Below are 18,447 nucleotides of genomic sequence, written 5' to 3'. Positions count from 1 at the left end.
TTTGCCGTACTTAACGACTTTGCGAGACCTCCAAACCTCTTTGCGTACTTAACGACTTTGCGAGACCTCCAAACCTCTTTGCGTACTTAACGACTTTGCGAGACCTCCAAACCTCTTTGCCGTACTTAACGACTTTGCGAGACCTCCAAATCTCTTTGCGTACTTAACGACTTTGCGAGACCTCCAAACCTCTTTGCCGTACTTAACGACTTTGCGAGACCTCCAAACCTCTTTGCGTACTTAACGACTTTGCGAGACCTCCAAACCTCTTTGCCGTACTTAACGACTTTGCGAGACCTCCAAACCTCTTTGCCGTACTTAACGACTTTGCGAGACCTCCAAACCTCTTTGCCGTACTTAACGACTTTGCGAGACCTCACTTCCTTTTTCGCTTCTTCACCGTAAACACCCTCGACACATTAAACCCAAAATGAATATCCCCATTCAACCAATTACCCACCGTTTCCGTCACAAAACCCTTTTCAATCATCGAAGTAGAATTGGTAAAATGCAGTTGAAAAACGTGCCCCCCCGTTTCGATGTCAAAACCAAGAGATAAAGAATTGGTGTATTTATCCAAAATTTGGTCGGGCAGCACATAGTAGTATTCAAAATTCAAAGCGATGCGTTTCGACAATTTTTGCCGCCCTGCAATCCCCAACGCCAATACATCATTTTTCTCTGTCGTCATTTCCACCAAATTGCGGTGAACCAAAGTAGGCATCAATTGCAGCGTAGTTGATTCACTAAATTTACGCCCCAAAATAAATTGATGTGTAAAAGTGAGGCGAGAACTAAAATAGTTTTCCCTATCAAGATTGCGCCATTCTAGTGTTTTGATGGCAACATTTGAAGCAAAAGCCAAGGTAATCGGAATTTGTTTTGCCCCCTGACTCTGGCGAATCAGCTTAAATTTCACAAATCCATCATACGTTTTTTCAAAGCTGCTGCGCCCCAAACCGACCATCAGCCAATCAGTTATCCCATAATCACCACCAATGCGAATCGTAGCTTGGTCTAATCCAAAGAGTTCGTACAAACCGCCATTCAAAAATCCAAAACGATGCGATATTTTGATGTCCAAAACGCCACCAGCCGTATTTTCGAGTGAATGAGCATTGATAACCCTCGTAGTTTTGAAGCTCGCTTTTATATATTCAGTTTCGGGTACAGCAGTTTCGTCCTCGCCCAGTAAGTCCAAAAGGTCATCTTGGGCAAAAGCGCAGGAAGTAAAAAGAATTAAAATGATGGTAAAAAGTGTTTTTTGCATGGTTATAATGTTGATGTTGGGATATTGAAAAAGTAAGTAGTTGAACAAAATAATTTTTTATAAAATATATTTTTAACATGTTTGTTGAAGTATGGCTTCTCATTTCTGTCTTTCTACTTAATAGAACAAGGTTGAAACAGATACCCATTCCAACCTCATTCCTATATATTTCCTAGTTCAAAAAAAGATTACTTTTCTAAGCGTTGATATTTCATATCAACCGTTACTTCAATTTCTTTGGCAATATTTTCTACCACCACAGTTGGAATTTCAATATCGTAATCCGCCACGGCTACCTTGAATGTAGAGTTAGCGCTAATCGCACCATTCTCCACCACTATTGTACCCTTGGTAGTGATGTTTTTGGTGACACCGTGAATCGTCATATCACCAATTACTGTCACCTCATAACTGCCATCTTCCGTCCAATTAATCACCGAAGCATTCTGAATCTGGCCTTTGAAAGTCGCTTTAGGATATTTGCCCGACTCCATGTAGTTCTCATTGAAGTGTTCTTGCATCAAAGCCTTTTCAAACTCAAAAGCCTTAATCAAAATCGCAAACTCCATGCGTCCGTTTTCAGTATCTATAATACTCGTTGCCTTATAGTTTTCCGCTTCAATATTCTCCATTGGAGCAGCCGAAAAGAAAGAGACATGACCATCACGTGTGAAATATTTGCCTTGGGCAAAAGTAGATTGAATTGAAGAAAAAGCAAATAGGGCTAAAATTAAAAAGATGTTTTTCATTTTGTTGTTGTTTATTTGTAACTACTTAGGTATTTTAAGAGAATGATTATCAATAATAAACAATCATGTAAATATTAAATAAAAATTATATAAATATAATTAACTTGCTGTTTATCAAATATTTATAAAATTTACGGTTAATTAATAAAAAATGCATGTATTTGATTTTCAACATTATTAGTACCTAAGTAATTACGTTTATTTAATGGTTTTAATGGATGCTTTTTTCTGAAAGTTTGAAAAAGGTGACTCTTCAATAAAGTGAAAAGCCACCGACTAAATCAATTACTATAATGACTATTTTAAAATATAATAAGGATTCTCTATGATTCGATAGGTACACAGCGTACCAATACAACGTCCATCAACATTCCTGTACAAACGCCTTTGAGCTTGATGTTATCACCTTCTTTGTAGCGAGTAAGGGTTTCCAATTTGGTCGTATCCATTTGACAATTAACTCCAAACATCATGCTTCCACTATCCAATACAACGCTTGTCTGTCCGTTGTCTTCCGTTTTGATACTCTGTATCTTCCCCTCCACTTCCACCACTCTGTCCAAGTATTTCGCATTTGCGGTTTCTTCGTTGGACTCGTATTCGGTAAACAAATCAGTAGCGTTCAAGGCGAAATCTGCCTTTGCCTTTTGGATGTTTTTATGAGGTTTGTTGTACATAAAATAGGCAGATGAAATTCCGATAACCGCCAGTAACAAGATGTATTTGATGTATTTTTTCATGATGATTTGTTTTTTTAATCAGAAGACAAATAAGAGAATCAAGAAGTCAGACTTCATTTTTTGGACATAAAAGATTGCTATTCATACTTTTTGAAGTGAGAGACTTATATTCCCTTCTTATAAAAATTAAACATGTATCTAAATTTGTTCATCATCCACCGTCAGTCGTCCAACGCCCCCGCATCTATCCAAGCTCCAATTTGCTGAATATCACACTCCAACAATTGCGGTGCACCTTGCGGCATAGGAGAAAAACCCAAATTGTGAGAAATCGCCCCAAACAAACGTCCATCGTTCGCCACCTTTAATACCTCAGAATGACCCTCCAAAATGATTCCACCCAAAGCCACATCTGCCGCATGACACACATAACAATTGGTTTGCAAAATCGGAACAACCGTAGCAGAAAAAGAAACATCTTCTGTATTGCAGGTACTTCCCTCTGGCTCAGGATACAAATCTTCTTCAATGTCGTAGTAACACGCATTCAAAAACAATAAGCTACTAAGCACAAGGAAAGAAAGGTTTTTCATATTCGGTTAATTGATGAAGGGCAGAAATGTTGCCTTTTATTTACAATTCAAAGATAAGGACTACTTCAATCACTACCACACAAATACAGTCGAATGGGAAGAAAGGACTGCTGAATAGGAAAGAGGAATCAATGTTTAGGTAGTTTTTCTGATTTTCCATAACTTTAGCCTATCAAATCTACTATATACACTCCAAAAAACATTACATAACTTCAATCAAAACACACTTCCCATGCACGAAAACGAAATTGCAAAAATCATAGTAAACACCTGCTTCAAAATCCATAAAAAATTAGGTCCAGGTCTATTAGAATCCGTTTACGAAACCGTCTTGTGCTACGAACTCCGAAAACTAGGTTTATTCGTAGAAAGACAAAAAGAAATTGGACTCATCTACGATGACATCAAAATGGAAATCGGTTTCAGAGCAGATTTAATAGTAGAACACAAAGTCATTGTAGAACTCAAATCCGTACAAGCCATGCACCCAGTATTCTTTAAAACCCTACTAACCTACTTGCGTCTAACCGAAAAGAAATTAGGCTTACTCATCAATTTCAACGAAGTCCTAATAAAAGATGGAATTAAGCGAGTAGCAAATGGATTATAGTCTCGCCAAAGCCGCCAAGTACGCCAAGCATTACAAAAACCCTTTGCGTACTTAGCGCCTTTGCGAGACCCCATACAAAAACCCTTTGCGTACTTAGCGCCTTTGCGAGACCCCATACAAAAACCCTTTGCGTACTTAGCGCCTTTGCGAGACCCCATACAAAAACCCTTTGCGTACTTAGCGCCTTTGCGAGCCACAAAAGTTCACGCCTACTCCAAAACTACCCTCCCAAAATACCTCCTATCCCCACCTTCCAATCGCATCAAATACATCCCTTCCGCCAAAACTAAATTCTCCTCCAATCGAACCTCCACCGTTTCCCTACCAATCACCTCAGCTCCATACACCAATTTTCCCTGCAAGTCATACAATTGTAGCAACAACCCCCTCCCAAAATCCCTTGAATCAATCCCCACAATGCGCCAAGTCACATTTTCACGACTCGAAGGATTCGGAAAAATCACCAAAGGCACTTGCCGCAAATCCAAATCCTCAATACCCACCACATCACCCACCGTCACCACCTTACAAGTCGGTTCAAAACAATCCGTTTCAGAATTGCGAGCCAACAAACAAACCGTATAATTTCCAGCCTGCGAATAAGCATGAGTAGGATTCTGAACATTAGAAGTCACTCCATCACCAAAACCCCAAAGCCAAGTATCCACCCCACCTTGCGTCAAATCAAACAATTGCACCGTCAAATCACCGTGATTCACCTCATACGCAAAATCCGTTTCAAACAACAAACACACATCCGTCAAGTCCAGCGTTTCGCAATATTGATGCGTACAATCAGCAGTTGTAATCTCCAAACAAACAGTATAAGTACCCAAATCCGAATAAGTATGCGTTGGATTCGGCAAATCAGAATCAAAACCATCTCCAAAATCCCAAGACCATTCCACAACAACATCACTACTCACCGAAATATCCAAAAACTCAACCGTCAATCCTTCATTTTCCACTTCAAAATTTGCCTCACAAACCACTTCCCCCACTGCAATTGCAGTACAAAAAGTATCACTACATTCCAAGCCTACATCTTCCACCGTCAAGCAAACCTCATAGCTACCCTCATTCTCAAAAGTATGTATGGGGTTTTCCTCCATCGAAGTCATACCATCCCCAAAATCCCACATCCAATTATCCACGCCAACCGTTGAAGCATCGTTGAATTGCACCACCAAACTACCTGCCACCACATTGAAGGAAAAAGCCGCATGGAAGCCCAAACAAACATCATTACAATTAGGCATCTGAAGTTCAATCGTTTCCTGACAAGTTGGGTCGTCCACATCTTGCACCGTAATCAAATGCGTTTCACCATCACCCGTCACTTCAATCATCACCTCATTCTGCCCCATTCCGTTGTAATTCAAAGGACTATTCGCAGTCAATTGAGCATCCACCAACACATTGAAACCATTGAAGCCCGTACTCAAAGCATTGAAGAAAAGCCTAACAGGTAGATTTCCATTTTCACAAGGGTCAATTGCCGCAATCACACCCGCCATTCCCACACCATTTGGCGCACCATGCGGAATACAATAATACCAATGTTCACCCACCGATTGAATGACCACTTCATAACCCGCTCCTTGCCCCAACAAGCCCGAATCCCAAACATCTACGCCCGCTGTTGCATCCGAAGTCGTTGTATGCGGCACTGCTCCCGTCCAAACAAATTCCACCACATCGCCCACATTGACGGTCAAATTTGCTGGAAAAAAGTCAAAATCTCTCACTTCAATCGTGTGCTTTTTGCCTTCATTGACGCTTGCCGAAATATTGGAAATCTCACAAGCAGCCCCACATTGCGGCAAAAATAACTGGGCATTGTCGGCACAAATTACACTTTCCACATCTTGAACCGTCACCGTATGTACTGCTCCATCTCCTTCCAAACGAATGATTTGTGAATTTACCCCACTAGAATTGTCATAAGGATATGGACTTTCAGGCAGCAAACTCCCATCCACATACACATTAAAGCCCACATCCCCGCCATTGATTGCCTCAAAATCCAACTGCACCGTCATTTCATCATTTTCGCAAGGCATTGCAGCGTGAATCACTCCCGACATACCAATGCCATTCGGTCCACCATGCGGAGTGCAGTAGTAAGGATGCTCCCCCACCGTTTGAATCACCACATCAAAAACCGCCCCTTCTCCCAACAAATCCGAATCCCAAACATCCGCCCCCAAAGTCGCATCCGAAGTCGTTGTGTGTGGAATCACACCTTTCCAAACAAAGCGCACCGTTTCACCCACCGTCACATCAATCTCTTTTGGAAAAAACTCAAAGTCACGCACTTCAACAATATGCCTCACGCTTTGACCCGTAAAAGCTGCCAACTTCACAATCTCACAACCTCCCGAACCACAAATCGGAACTTCAAAGGCCACACTTGCCGCACACACTTGATTGTCCCAATCTTGCAGGGTCAAAATATGCGTTTCACCATCTCCCAAAATCGGTAAATTCAAGTAATTCACACCCATTGCATTTTGATACACAAAAGCCGTTTCAGACACCAAAGCACCATCCAAAAACGCCCGATAGCCATTCGGACTGCCATTCGTCACTTCAAAACTTGCCACCACATTTGCCGTATTCACCGTACACTTCGGCAAAGACCTAATCGTACCCACCATGCCAATACCCCCAGGACCGCCATGCGGAATACAGTAGTAAGGATGATTGCCAACCGTTTGAATAATTACTTCAAAAACAGAACCTTGCCCAATAATGCCCGAATTCCAAACATCCGCTCCCGAAATCGCATCCGAAGTAGCAGAATGTGGAATCGCTCCTGTCCAAACAAAAGAAACCGTATCACCCACACGTACTTCAATATCTTTCGGAAAAAACTCAAAATCACGCACTTCCACCACATATTTCACCGCCTCCTCTGTCGCCACCTTCAAATTCAACACCTCACAAAACTCTCCACAAAGCGGAGCCACAATTGAAGTCGTAGCCCTACAATTTGCATCGTCCACATCTTGCACTTCAATCTGCCGACTTGTTCCCGTTCCCACCATCGAAATTGTCTGAACAGTCGTTCCCGAAACCGCATAATTAAAAGGACTTTCCTGCAATAAATTACCATCAATCAATAAGTTAAAGCCATTCTCACCCACTTCTATTCCTTCAATGCTCACCTCGACTTCAATCTGCCCATCAAAATCACAATCCGATATTTGTTCGGATGCAATACTCAAGCTGCAAAGAGGTTCAGGGCAGCAATCAATCGTTGTTATAGCCCCTTCAATACTGCAAAAAACATCTCCAACGTCCTCCACTTCAATGATATGACTCAATCCATCTGCTGCTACATTCACCACAACCTCATTCACGCTTATATCGCTGTAACTGTATGGACTTCCCTCAGTCACCGTCCCATCTACCAACACTCGATACCCTTCAAAACCACCATTTTCTGCTTCAAAACGAGCCAATACAGGTACAGAATTGCTTTCTCCATTCCACAAAGCAGTAATCACACCCGACATACCAATTCCGCCTGGCGCACCATGAGGAATGCAATAATAAGAATGAACACCCTCTGTCTGAATAGTCACTTCAAAAATTGACCCTTGCCCCAACAAACCCGAATCCCAACTATCCACACCCTCCAAAACATCAGAAGTAGTTGTATGAGGAATCGCTCCTGTCCATTCAAATCGCACAACATCTCCTACATTAACCGTCAACTCTTTTGGCACAAATTCAAAATCCTTCACTTCAACAATATGTGTTTGTGGTTCATCACTCAATAAGGTCAAATTACTCAAATCACATACCGCAAAACAGTCTGGAAGTATAGTTGTGGTGCTTGCCGAACAAGTCGAATCGTCCACATCCTGTACTTCAATCGTGTGGCTTTGTCCATCGCCCGAAAGATTTAGATTGACAATTGTAGTTCCACTCGTATTGTAAGTTTGTGTTGAAGTAATGACTCCATCCACCAAAATATTGAAGCCGCTTGCTCCTTCATTGTTTGCCGTTATGGTCAATTCCAAAGGCACTTCATTGGCGGTATTGCAGCCCGATGTTTGGGTGGCGGAAAGGCTCAATTCGCAAGGTGGGGTGAAACTGCAATCTACGGTGCTTATTGAAGTGGAAGCAGCACAAGTCCCGTTGTCCACGTCTTGCACTTCAACGGTATGGTTTTGTCCATCGCCATTGATTAAGACATTGACCGAATTTGAGCCGCTTGCAGCGTAGGTGTAAGGGCTATCGGCTGTTGCCGTGCCGTCCACCAACACATTGAAGCCACCAAAACCGCCATTAGCTTCATTGAAGGTCAAGGTTGCCGAAACTTGGTTGTTGTTGCAGTCGGGAACGACCGTTATCACTCCTGACATTCCCACGCCATTCGGTGCGCCATGCGGAGTGCAGTAGTAAGGGTGATTGCCCAAAGTCGTAGGGGTCACTTGAAAACTTGCGTCTTGATTCAATAGTCCTGAATCCCAAGCATCTACGCCTGTCGTGGCATCGGAAGTCGTGGTGTGGGCTACTGCGCCTGTCCACTGGAAATCAACAATGTCGCCTAAGGTGATGCTGATATTTGCAGGAAAAACTGGAAGTCTTGGACTTCGATGATGTGGGTGGTGACAGAACCTGTGCTGATGTTGAGGTTGGTCAAATCACATACCGCAAAACAGTCTGGAAGTATAGTTGTGGTGCTTGCCGAACAAGTCGAATCGTCCACATCCTGTACTTCAATCGTGTGGCTTTGTCCATCGCCCGAAAGATTTAGATTGACGGTTGTAGTTCCCGAAGGATTGTAATTTTCGGTGGTAGAAATCACACCATCTACCAATACATTGAAGCCATTCGCTCCTTCATTGTTTGCCGTTATGGTCAGTTCCAAAGGCACTTCATTGGCGGCATTGCAGCCCGATGTTTGGGTGGCGGAAAGGCTCAGTTCGCAAGGTGGCGTAAAGCTGCAATCTACGGTGCTTATTGAAGTGGAAGCGGCACAAGTCCCGTTGTCCACGTCTTGCACTTCAACGGTATGGTTTTGTCCATCGCCATTGATTAAGACATTGACCGAATTTGAGCCGCTTGCAGCGTAGGTGTAAGGGCTATCGGCTGTTGCCGTGCCGTCCACCAACACATTGAAGCCACCAAAACCGCCATTAGCTTCATTGAAGGTCAAGGTTGCCGAAACTTGGTTGTTGTTGCAGTCGGGAACGACCGTTATCACTCCTGACATTCCCACGCCATTCGGTGCGCCATGCGGAGTGCAGTAGTAAGGGTGATTGCCCAAAGTCGTAGGGGTCACTTGAAAACTTGCGTCTTGATTCAATAGTCCTGAATCCCAAGCATCTACGCCTGTCGTGGCATCGGAAGTCGTGGTGTGGGCTACTGCGCCTGTCCACTGGAAATCAACAATGTCGCCTAAGGTGATGCTGATATTTGCAGGAAAAACTGGAAGTCTTGGACTTCGATGATGTGGGTGGTGACAGAACCTGTGCTGATGTTGAGGTTGGTCAAATCACATACCGCAAAACAGTCTGGAAGTATAGTTGTGGTGCTTGCCGAACAAGTCGAATCGTCCACATCCTGTACTTCAATCGTGTGGCTTTGTCCATCGCCCGAAAGATTTAGATTGACGGTTGTAGTTCCCGAAGGATTGTAATTTTCGGTGGTAGAAATCACACCATCTACCAATACATTGAAGCCATTCGCTCCTTCATTGTTTGCCGTTATGGTCAGTTCAAAAGCACTTCATTGGCGGCATTGCAGCCCGATGTTTGGGTGGCGGAAAGGCTCAGTTCGCAAGGTGGCGTAAAGCTGCAATCTACGGTGCTTATTGAAGTGGAAGCGGCACAAGTCCCGTTGTCCACGTCTTGCACTTCAACGGTATGGTTTTGTCCATCGCCATTGATTAAGACATTGACGAATTTGAGCCGCTTGCAGCGTAGGTGTAAGGGCTATCGGCTGTTGCCGTGCCGTCCACCAACACATTGAAGCCACCAAAACCGCCATTAGCTTCATTGAAGGTCAAGGTTGCCGAAACTTGGTTGTTGTTGCAGTCGGGAACGACCGTTATCACTCCTGACATTCCCACGCCATTCGGTGCGCCATGCGGAGTGCAGTAGTAAGGGTGATTGCCCAAAGTCGTAGGGGTCACTTGAAAACTTGCGTCTTGATTCAATAGTCCTGAATCCCAAGCATCTACGCCTGTCGTGGCATCGGAAGTCGTGGTGTGGGCTACTGCGCCTGTCCACTGGAAATCAACAATGTCGCCTAAGGTGATGCTGATATTTGCAGGGAAAAACTGGAAGTCTTGGACTTCGATGATGTGGGTGGTGACAGAACCTGTGCTGATGTTGAGGTTGGTCAAATCACATACCGCAAAACAGTCTGGAAGTATAGTTGTGGTGCTTGCCGAACAAGTCGAATCGTCCACATCCTGTACTTCAATCGTGTGGCTTTGTCCATCGCCCGAAAGATTTAGATTGACGGTTGTAGTTCCCGAAGGATTGTAATTTTCGGTGGTAGAAATCACACCATCTACCAATACATTGAAGCCATTCGCTCCTTCATTGTTTGCCGTTATGGTCAGTTCCAAAGGCACTTCATTGGCGGCATTGCAGCCCGATGTTTGGGTGGCGGAAAGGCTCAGTTCGCAAGGTGGCGTAAAGCTGCAATCTACGGTGCTTATTGAAGTGGAAGCGGCACAAGTCCCGTTGTCCACGTCTTGCACTTCAACGGTATGGTTTTGTCCATCGCCATTGATTAAGACATTGACCGAATTTGAGCCGCTTGCAGCGTAGGTGTAAGGGCTATCGGCTGTTGCCGTGCCGTCCACCAACACATTGAAGCCACCAAAACCGCCATTAGCTTCATTGAAGGTCAAGGTTGCCGAAACTTGGTTGTTGTTGCAGTCGGGAACGACCGTTATCACTCCTGACATTCCCACGCCATTCGGTGCGCCATGCGGGAGTGCAGTAGTAAGGGTGATTGCCCAAAGTCGTAGGGGTCACTTGAAAACTTGCGTCTTGATTCAATAGTCCTGAATCCCAAGCATCTACGCCTGTCGTGGCATCGGAAGTCGTGGTGTGGGCTACTGCGCCTGTCCACTGGAAATCAACAATGTCGCCTAAGGTGATGCTGATATTTGCAGGGAAAAACTGGAAGTCTTGGACTTCGATGATGTGGGTGGTGACAGAACCTGCTGATGTTGAGGTTGGTCAAATCACATACCGCAAAACAGTCTGGAAGTATAGTTGTGGTGCTTGCCGAACAAGTCGAATCGTCCACATCCTGTACTTCAATCGTGTGGCTTTGTCCATCGCCCGAAAGATTTAGATTGACGGTTGTAGTTCCCGAAGGATTGTAATTTTCGGTGGTAGAAATCACACCATCTACCAATACATTGAAGCCATTCGCTCCTTCATTGTTTGCCGTTATGGTCAGTTCCAAAGGCACTTCATTGGCGGCATTGCAGCCCGATGTTTGGGTGGCGGAAAGGCTCAGTTCGCAAGGTGGCGTAAAGCTGCAATCTACGGTGCTTATTGAAGTGGAAGCGGCACAAGTCCCGTTGTCCACGTCTTGCACTTCAACGGTATGGTTTTGTCCATCGCCATTGATTAAGACATTGACCGAATTTGAGCCGCTTGCAGCGTAGGTGTAAGGGCTATCGGCTGTTGCCGTGCCGTCCACCAACACATTGAAGCCACCAAAACCGCCATTAGCTTCATTGAAGGTCAAGGTTGCCGAAACTTGGTTGTTGTTGCAGTCGGGAACGACCGTTATCACTCCTGACATTCCCACGCCATTCGGTGCGCCATGCGGAGTGCAGTAGTAAGGGTGATTGCCCAAAGTCGTAGGGGTCACTTGAAAACTTGCGTCTTGATTCAATAGTCCTGAATCCCAAGCATCTACGCCTGTCGTGGCATCGGAAGTCGTGGTGTGGGCTACTGCGCCTGTCCACTGGAAATCAACAATGTCGCCTAAGGTGATGCTGATATTTGCAGGGAAAAACTGGAAGTCTTGGACTTCGATGATGTGGGTGGTGACAGAACCTGTGCTGATGTTGAGGTTGGTCAAATCACATACCGCAAAACAGTCTGGAAGTATAGTTGTGGTGCTTGCCGAACAAGTCGAATCGTCCACATCCTGTACTTCAATCGTGTGGCTTTGTCCATCGCCCGAAAGATTTAGATTGACGGTTGTAGTTCCCGAAGGATTGTAATTTTCGGTGGTAGAAATCACACCATCTACCAATACATTGAAGCCATTCGCTCCTTCATTGTTTGCCGTTATGGTCAGTTCCAAAGGCACTTCATTGGCGGCATTGCAGCCCGATGTTTGGGTGGCGGAAAGGCTCAGTTCGCAAGGTGGCGTAAAGCTGCAATCTACGGTGCTTATTGAAGTGGAAGCGGCACAAGTCCCGTTGTCCACGTCTTGCACTTCAACGGTATGGTTTGTCCATCGCCATTGATTAAGACATTGACCGAATTTGAGCCGCTTGCAGCGTAGGTGTAAGGGCTATCGGCTGTTGCCGTGCCGTCCACCAACACATTGAAGCCACCAAAACCGCCATTAGCTTCATTGAAGGTCAAGGTTGCCGAAACTTGGTTGTTGTTGCAGTCGGGAACGACCGTTATCACTCCTGACATTCCACGCCATTCGGTGCGCCATGCGGAGTGCAGTAGTAAGGGTGATTGCCCAAAGTCGTAGGGGTCACTTGAAAACTTGCGTCTTGATTCAATAGTCCTGAATCCCAAGCATCTACGCCTGTCGTGGCATCGGAAGTCGTGGTGTGGGCTACTGCGCCTGTCCACTGGAAATCAACAATGTCGCCTAAGGTGATGCTGATATTTGCAGGGAAAAACTGGAAGTCTTGGACTTCGATGATGTGGGTGGTGACAGAACCTGTGCTGATGTTGAGGTTGGTCAAATCACATACCGCAAAACAGTCTGGAAGTATAGTTGTGGTGCTTGCCGAACAAGTCGAATCGTCCACATCCTGTACTTCAATCGTGTGGCTTTGTCCATCGCCCGAAAGATTCAGATTGACAATTGTTGTGCCACTTGCATTGTAGGTTTGTGTAGAAGTAATGACTCCATCCACCAATACATTGAAGCCATTCGCTCCTCCGTTGATGCTTGTAATATTTAATTCGTAGGGAACTTGGTTGGCAGTATTGCAGCCTGATGTTTGGGTGGTAGAAAGGGAAAGGGTGCAACTTGGTGCTGCTCCGCAATCGGGCGCATTGAAGTTTTTTTCGATGTCGCAGGTGGAATCGTTTATGTCTTCAATGCGAAAAATATGGTTTGTTCCATCGCCATTTAAGGTATAGTTGAAGGTGTTTGCTCCCGTTCCGCTATAGGTGTAAGGGCTTCCAGTGTCCAACACATTGTCCACATAAAGATTGAAACCACTTGGATTGGCTATGGTGGTATTGAAGGAAATGGCTAAGGTGACTTGGTTATTTGTGGGGCAGTTGGCAACGATTGTTCCTGACATTCCTGTACCGTTGGGGCCGCCATGAGGAATGCAGTAGTAGTTGTGAATGGCGGGTGTTTGGAGTTGGACATCGTAGGTTGAGCCTATGTCTATGACTCCTGAATTCCAACTGTCTGGTCCTGTGGTGGCATCGGAAGTGGTCGAGTGTCCTGAGCCTACCCATTGAAAATGAGCGGTGTCGCCTACTTCAAGTGTGACATTGCTGGGGCTGAAAAAATTGTCGCCGATTTGAATGTTGGTGGTACTTGGATTGGCGTAGCTGACATTGATGGCAGAAAGAAAACAATCTGAACTGCAATCGGGTACGGTGATGGTAGTGTTGGTGGCGCAACTGCCTATATCGGTGGATTGTACGCTTATGGTATGCTGCAGTCCATCGCCTGGAATATTGAAGGTTTGGGTGACGGGAGTGGTGGCATCTATGGGATAAGGTCCGCCTGCTTGAATGACTCCATCTACTAAAATGTCTATGTCTTTGGCATTGTCGAATACATCGGTGGCGGTTATGGTGACGGCTACTTCGTTGTTGGCATTGCAGTTGGGATTGATGGAAACGGATAGGTTGACTTCACATATTTCGACATCGGCGCAAAGTTCATTGCTGCAGCCTGAAGATGTGGTTATTGTTAAACAAATTTTGTATTTGTCCTCTTCGCTAAAGGTGTGGATGGGGTTTTGTTGGTTGGATGTTCCTCCATCGTCAAAATCCCATGACCAAGAGGTGATGGTGCTTCCGTCGGTGGTGAGGGATTGGTCTGTAAAATTGACTTCTAAGCCATTGAGGTCGGCAGTGAAAGCGGCTTTGCAGGCAAATATTTCTGCATTGTCTAAGCAAAAGGTGTTGGTGCAGTTGTTGGAGTCTGTAATGGTGAGGCAGATAGTGTAATCGCCTGCTGTTGAAAAAGTATGGACAGGATTTTGGTCATTGGAGATGCTGCCTACACCATCACCAAAATCCCATGACCAATTGGTTATCGTTCCTGATGTGGTGGTGGATAGGTCAGAAAAGGTGACGGTTAAGCCGTTCATTTGGTAGTCGAAACTGGCGGTGCAGTTTTGGGCATATAGGGATTGGGAATGAAAACTGGATAAGAGTGAAAAGAGCAAAAAAAGTATTATGGAGTAAGCGTTTTTCATTTTTTGAAAATTTTAAAATCAACTGCAAAATTTTTTATTACATGGGTTGTGAATACAGAACAAAAAATCTAAAAATTCAAATCAAACTTCAATAGTAAATTGGATTTGGTGGATATTATTACTCCGTAAAGTTTAAAATCAGTGGTTCAAATTTGCAAGTATATTTGTAGATATTCTTATTTTTTTTGCTGAATGGTCTGTCTGTATGGCTGAATGGGAAGAAAAAAACAGCCCCCTGCAAGCAAGTGGCTGTTCGTAACGCTTTTGACCTCTCTTAACCCATACTTACATTGTTCTATAATCGAACAATACGTTTTATTGTATCTATCACACCCATTGTGAAAAAATAAAAAACATGTATGCTTTCAATAATATCTTTCTTTATTTTTCGCTTGAGCCGCTATTTTTTCCAAACAAAATTGCCGCTTTGGTCGAAAAACAATCGCAAGCTATTTTTTAAATCTACTCGATAACTGCCTGCTTGCATTCTTTTTGCTTTTTTAATGCTGGTATTGGCGTAATTGGTAGCGATGTAGTTGCGGGCTTTGGCAGGTAGGCTGGATGCTGAAATGGTTGCTTCGTTGTCGTTTTCGAGTTCGTAAAACAAGAACGTTCCTTGTGCATTGAAGTACAGGTCTGTGCCATCGGAAAGGTCAATTCTGTAGGTTCCAATATCGTTGCGCTTTACTTCTCTTACAGTAGTATTTGGGTAGTTGCTTGTTATGTAACTGCTGATATTGGCAGGTAAACTATTGACATTGCCTATGTTGTCATCGTTTCCATTTCCGCCGTTATCGTCTGGAGAATTGTCATCGTTTCCATTTCCGCCGTTATCGTCTGGAGAATTGTTGTCATTTGTATCATCTCCCGCTTCCGCTTTAATGAAAGTACCGTTGTTGGTAAAGTAGAGTTGGAGGTTGTTGCTAAGGTCAATTTTGTAGCGGTTTTGTTTGTCTAATCTTGCTCTGGTGATGGTTGCGTTGGGGTAGTGTGACTGCACATAGTTGGTAATAGAAGCAGGTAAACTAGCCATGCTTACTGTTTCTGCTTTGCTGGATTGAGCAGTTTCGTTTTCGAGTGATTGTAGGTCGCTTTCACATGCGGTGAAAGACAGGGTACTTACGATTGTTAATAAAATTACTACTAACTTTTTCATTTTGAATAACATTTTTGTGGTTAAAAAAAAAATAGGATAGAGGTTTTTGTTTGCCTCTGCGACAAAGGTATTGTCAAATATTTATTTGTCATAAAAATGTCAGCCGAGTGAGGTTAAATTTCAGTTGAATGAGGAATGGGCAGAGGAGTATTGGGGCATTTTATATTTGCTTGCTTTTGCTTGAGCCTATTTATTTCCTTATTCGGCTGATGGAAATACCTGTTTAGATATTCCTGAGTGTTTGGTAAGGTGAAAATTTAGTTGATTTGTACATTCTCTCATTGATTCCATTGTGTTTTTTAACAAAATGGTTTATTTGATTTGAGTACCTCAAAAAGTAGAAATTGTTTTTTTGAATCATCTAAAACAATGTATGTATGCTTGTCTATTCACCCTTAATTGCCCTTCTTTGTGAAGGTAAAAACATTATCATCGTTTGGCCTACGGATTACTAATACAGTGATTTGTCAAGTTGATAGCTATCTATTTCGCCTTTATAATACCTACAATTAATTGAATATAAAAATATTATAAAAGGCCTTCGAAACATTATTTTTATGTTTGCTTCTCTGTCTGTGGTCTCTGGGGATTGCTTGTGGTGTATATGGTTTTTCCATTGCATTTGTGGGAACGGCTTTTTCCTATTTAGCAGTGTTTTTGCAACAAAAAAGATAGTTTATTCTCTTTTGGGTGATAAAGCATTATTTCGTAAACCAATAATTCATGGGTTACGAATGGGGCTAATTTTTAGTGAAATATCGTCATAATAGTAGGAGTAATGAATGCCTTGAAGTTCTCTTTGCAGAATGGAAACGCTTCTGAGATTCTTCAATTGAATCAGGGTTTAGGAAGAATCTATGAAAAAGGGGAGGCAAGCGATCACATGGTTTTTTTCAATCCCTATTTCTACAACTAATCATTCAATGCTCCCGCATCTATCCAAGTCTTTATTTGCTCAATCTGGCATTCGGGCAGTTTTGGAAGATTGAAGGGCATTGGTGTGAATCCGCTTTGACGGCTTATTGCTCCGTACAATCGCCCATTGATGGCTAGGGTTTTGATGTTGGCGTAGTTGGTGAGATTGACATTTCCAGAAGGTGCGCCTCCGCTGTGACAGCCCAAACAATTGCTTTCGATGATGGGGAAGACATTTTGAGAGAAGGTGATGTTTTCGGTATTGCAGCCGCTTCCGCCTGTGCCTAATTCATCGCAAGTAAGATTTTTTGCTCCCTGTAGGAGCCATTGGGAAATGGTGAATATTTGATTGGAGGTGAGGGGTGCGTTTGGGGGTGGAGGCATGATTTTGTTGGGGTCGTTTTCGGTGATGTTTTCATAGAGGTCACCTGCTTCTAAATCGAAGGGTTTTATATCTGCTGTGTTTACCACATTTTCGTATGAATCTAAAATGACTCCTTTGGTTGCTGTTGCAGCATCGTGACATCCACTGAAGGCGCAATTGGAGAGGAAAATAGGCAACACGTCTTTTTCAAAGTATATGATTCCATCTTCGCAGGGTGTTCCTGTATTGGTGGTGTCAACAGGGTTTGTGTCGGTGGTATCAATGGGTTCGGTGGTTGTGGTGTCTATTGGTTCTCCTATTGGGTCGGGTATAATGGGTTCGTGTTCGCAGGCGGTGATGGCGAGTAGGAGGGTGAATAGTCCGATGATTAGGAAGTAGTTTATGAGGAGGTGTTTGGTTTTCATAGCTTTGGTTGAAAATAAAACAAAAGAAATCTTTAGTTCAAAAATAGGGCTTTGGAATGGTTTTTTGAGGAGGAATTTGGCTGAATGGGGAATTGGGGTGGCTGAATGGTTTTTTGGGGCTCGCTAAGGCGCTAAGGACGCTAAGAATAGAATTTTACTTACCTATTAGCCACTGTTTGAATATTGGGGAGCGTTGGGTGCTGACTACGGTATCTGCTCCTTCAAAAGGAGGTTTTAAGTCGAGTTTGACCCTAGATTTTGAATAAGCGTACATTCCTGTGATGGCATCAAAGTTGACAATGAATTGGCGGTTGATGCGGAAGAATTTTTGGGTATCTAGGATGTTTTCGAGTTCGTCGAGGTATTGGTCTATGACGTATTTTTTGTTGTTAAAGGTGATGATAAAGTTGGTTTTATTTTCAGTATAACAATAGGCTACGTCTTTTATGTCTATTGCTAAGAGTGTTTGGCCAAATCGAACTAAGAAGCGAGTTTGACGGTTGGCAGATTGTAATTGCAGCGCTTGGGCTAATTTTTGATAATCAATCGCAGGAGAAGTTTCACCATATCTTTTTTGGTATTTGTCAATGGCTTTCGATAGGTCTTCTTGTTTTATGGGCTTCAATAGGTAGTCTATGCTATTGTGTTGGAAGGCTTGAAGGGCATATTGGTCATAGGCGGTGGTAAATACAATGGGAGTGATTATATGAACTTGTTGGAAAATTTCAAAGCTTGAACCATCGGCAAGATGTATATCGAGAAACATTAAATCTGGATGCGTATGATTTTGAAGCCACTCTACTGCGGTTTCGATGCTGTCTAATACTTCGATGATTTCAATGTCGGGATTGATGTTCTGAATAAGTCTTTGTAGTCGTTTTGCTGCTGCAAATTCGTCTTCAATGATGAGTACTTTCATTTCTCTTTGTGATTTTTGTTTTAGGTTGTAACACCAATATATATCATCTTCTTACTGTAAGGCTAAAGTAATACACTTACTCTGAATCTACCTTCTAAAGATAGCTGATTGGGGAAAATAGTTGGCTGAACAA

16 protein-coding genes are annotated in these 18,447 nt (G+C 43.5%); 1 reads left to right on the top strand and 15 read right to left on the bottom strand.

Annotated elements, in window-relative coordinates; translation table 11 throughout:
• Window positions 1–376: 376 nt before the first annotated feature.
• The 4 genes from R3E32_27070 to R3E32_27055 form a co-directional block, all read right to left on the bottom strand.
• The gene (locus R3E32_27070; GenBank protein MEZ4888419.1) at window positions 377–1,270 is read right to left on the bottom strand and encodes a DUF5777 family beta-barrel protein; all 894 of its coding nucleotides are present in this window, start codon (window positions 1,268–1,270) and stop codon (window positions 377–379) included.
• Window positions 1,271–1,458: 188 nt separating this feature from the next.
• Window positions 1,459–2,019, bottom strand: coding sequence for a YceI family protein (locus R3E32_27065; GenBank protein MEZ4888418.1), 561 nt, complete (start codon window positions 2,017–2,019; stop codon window positions 1,459–1,461).
• A 323-nt stretch (window positions 2,020–2,342) separates the two neighbouring features.
• Window positions 2,343–2,759 (bottom strand): hypothetical protein, encoded by a 417-nt coding sequence (locus R3E32_27060; protein ID MEZ4888417.1) that lies wholly within the window; start codon window positions 2,757–2,759, stop codon window positions 2,343–2,345.
• A 161-nt stretch (window positions 2,760–2,920) separates the two neighbouring features.
• Window positions 2,921–3,292, bottom strand: coding sequence for a hypothetical protein (locus tag R3E32_27055; protein MEZ4888416.1), 372 nt, complete (start codon window positions 3,290–3,292; stop codon window positions 2,921–2,923).
• A gap of 232 nt (window positions 3,293–3,524) precedes the next feature.
• Here R3E32_27055 and R3E32_27050 point away from each other — a divergent pair, with 232 nt between their 5' ends.
• Complete coding sequence (locus R3E32_27050) at window positions 3,525–3,902, top strand: GxxExxY protein (protein MEZ4888415.1); 378 nt, start codon at window positions 3,525–3,527, stop codon at window positions 3,900–3,902.
• Window positions 3,903–4,111: 209 nt separating this feature from the next.
• Here the strand turns inward: R3E32_27050 and R3E32_27045 are convergent, their stop codons facing one another.
• From R3E32_27045 to R3E32_26995, 11 genes are all read right to left on the bottom strand, one after another.
• Window positions 4,112–8,347: a PKD domain-containing protein gene (locus R3E32_27045; protein MEZ4888414.1), complete on the bottom strand. Its 4,236-nt coding sequence runs from the start codon at window positions 8,345–8,347 to the stop codon at window positions 4,112–4,114.
• 116 nt (window positions 8,348–8,463) lie between these two features.
• A complete protein-coding gene (locus R3E32_27040) occupies window positions 8,464–9,201 on the bottom strand; it encodes a hypothetical protein (protein ID MEZ4888413.1) in 738 nt (245 codons plus the stop codon).
• A 116-nt stretch (window positions 9,202–9,317) separates the two neighbouring features.
• Window positions 9,318–9,578 carry a hypothetical protein gene (locus R3E32_27035; protein MEZ4888412.1) on the bottom strand — a complete coding sequence of 87 codons (261 nt, stop codon included), beginning with the start codon at window positions 9,576–9,578 and terminating at the stop codon, window positions 9,318–9,320.
• 53 nt (window positions 9,579–9,631) lie between these two features.
• Window positions 9,632–9,775, bottom strand: a complete 144-nt coding sequence (locus tag R3E32_27030) for a hypothetical protein (protein MEZ4888411.1) — start codon at window positions 9,773–9,775, stop codon at window positions 9,632–9,634.
• Window positions 9,776–9,807: 32 nt separating this feature from the next.
• Complete coding sequence (locus R3E32_27025; GenBank protein ID MEZ4888410.1) at window positions 9,808–10,839, bottom strand: plastocyanin/azurin family copper-binding protein; 1,032 nt, start codon at window positions 10,837–10,839, stop codon at window positions 9,808–9,810.
• Between the two features lie 173 nt (window positions 10,840–11,012).
• The gene (locus R3E32_27020; GenBank protein MEZ4888409.1) at window positions 11,013–12,338 is read right to left on the bottom strand and encodes a plastocyanin/azurin family copper-binding protein; all 1,326 of its coding nucleotides are present in this window, start codon (window positions 12,336–12,338) and stop codon (window positions 11,013–11,015) included.
• Window positions 12,293–12,547, bottom strand: coding sequence for a hypothetical protein (locus R3E32_27015; protein ID MEZ4888408.1), 255 nt, complete (start codon window positions 12,545–12,547; stop codon window positions 12,293–12,295). Before R3E32_27015 ends, R3E32_27020 begins: the two co-directional genes overlap by 46 nt.
• On the bottom strand, window positions 12,535–14,535 hold the full coding sequence (locus R3E32_27010) for a PKD domain-containing protein (protein ID MEZ4888407.1): 2,001 nt from the start codon (window positions 14,533–14,535) through the stop codon (window positions 12,535–12,537). Before R3E32_27010 ends, R3E32_27015 begins: the two co-directional genes overlap by 13 nt.
• A gap of 400 nt (window positions 14,536–14,935) precedes the next feature.
• Window positions 14,936–15,691, bottom strand: coding sequence for a PepSY-like domain-containing protein (locus tag R3E32_27005; protein MEZ4888406.1), 756 nt, complete (start codon window positions 15,689–15,691; stop codon window positions 14,936–14,938).
• 912 nt (window positions 15,692–16,603) lie between these two features.
• Window positions 16,604–17,395: a c-type cytochrome domain-containing protein gene (locus tag R3E32_27000; protein ID MEZ4888405.1), complete on the bottom strand. Its 792-nt coding sequence runs from the start codon at window positions 17,393–17,395 to the stop codon at window positions 16,604–16,606.
• 154 nt (window positions 17,396–17,549) lie between these two features.
• Window positions 17,550–18,314 (bottom strand): LytTR family DNA-binding domain-containing protein, encoded by a 765-nt coding sequence (locus R3E32_26995; GenBank protein ID MEZ4888404.1) that lies wholly within the window; start codon window positions 18,312–18,314, stop codon window positions 17,550–17,552.
• Window positions 18,315–18,447 lie beyond the last annotated feature (133 nt).

This window comes from Chitinophagales bacterium, from assembly GCA_041392475.1.
Taxonomy (GTDB): Bacteria; Bacteroidota; Bacteroidia; order Chitinophagales; family UBA2359; genus JAUHXA01.
Note: the sequence above shows the minus strand (reverse complement) of the source record. Positions and strands in the feature narration are given on the sequence as shown.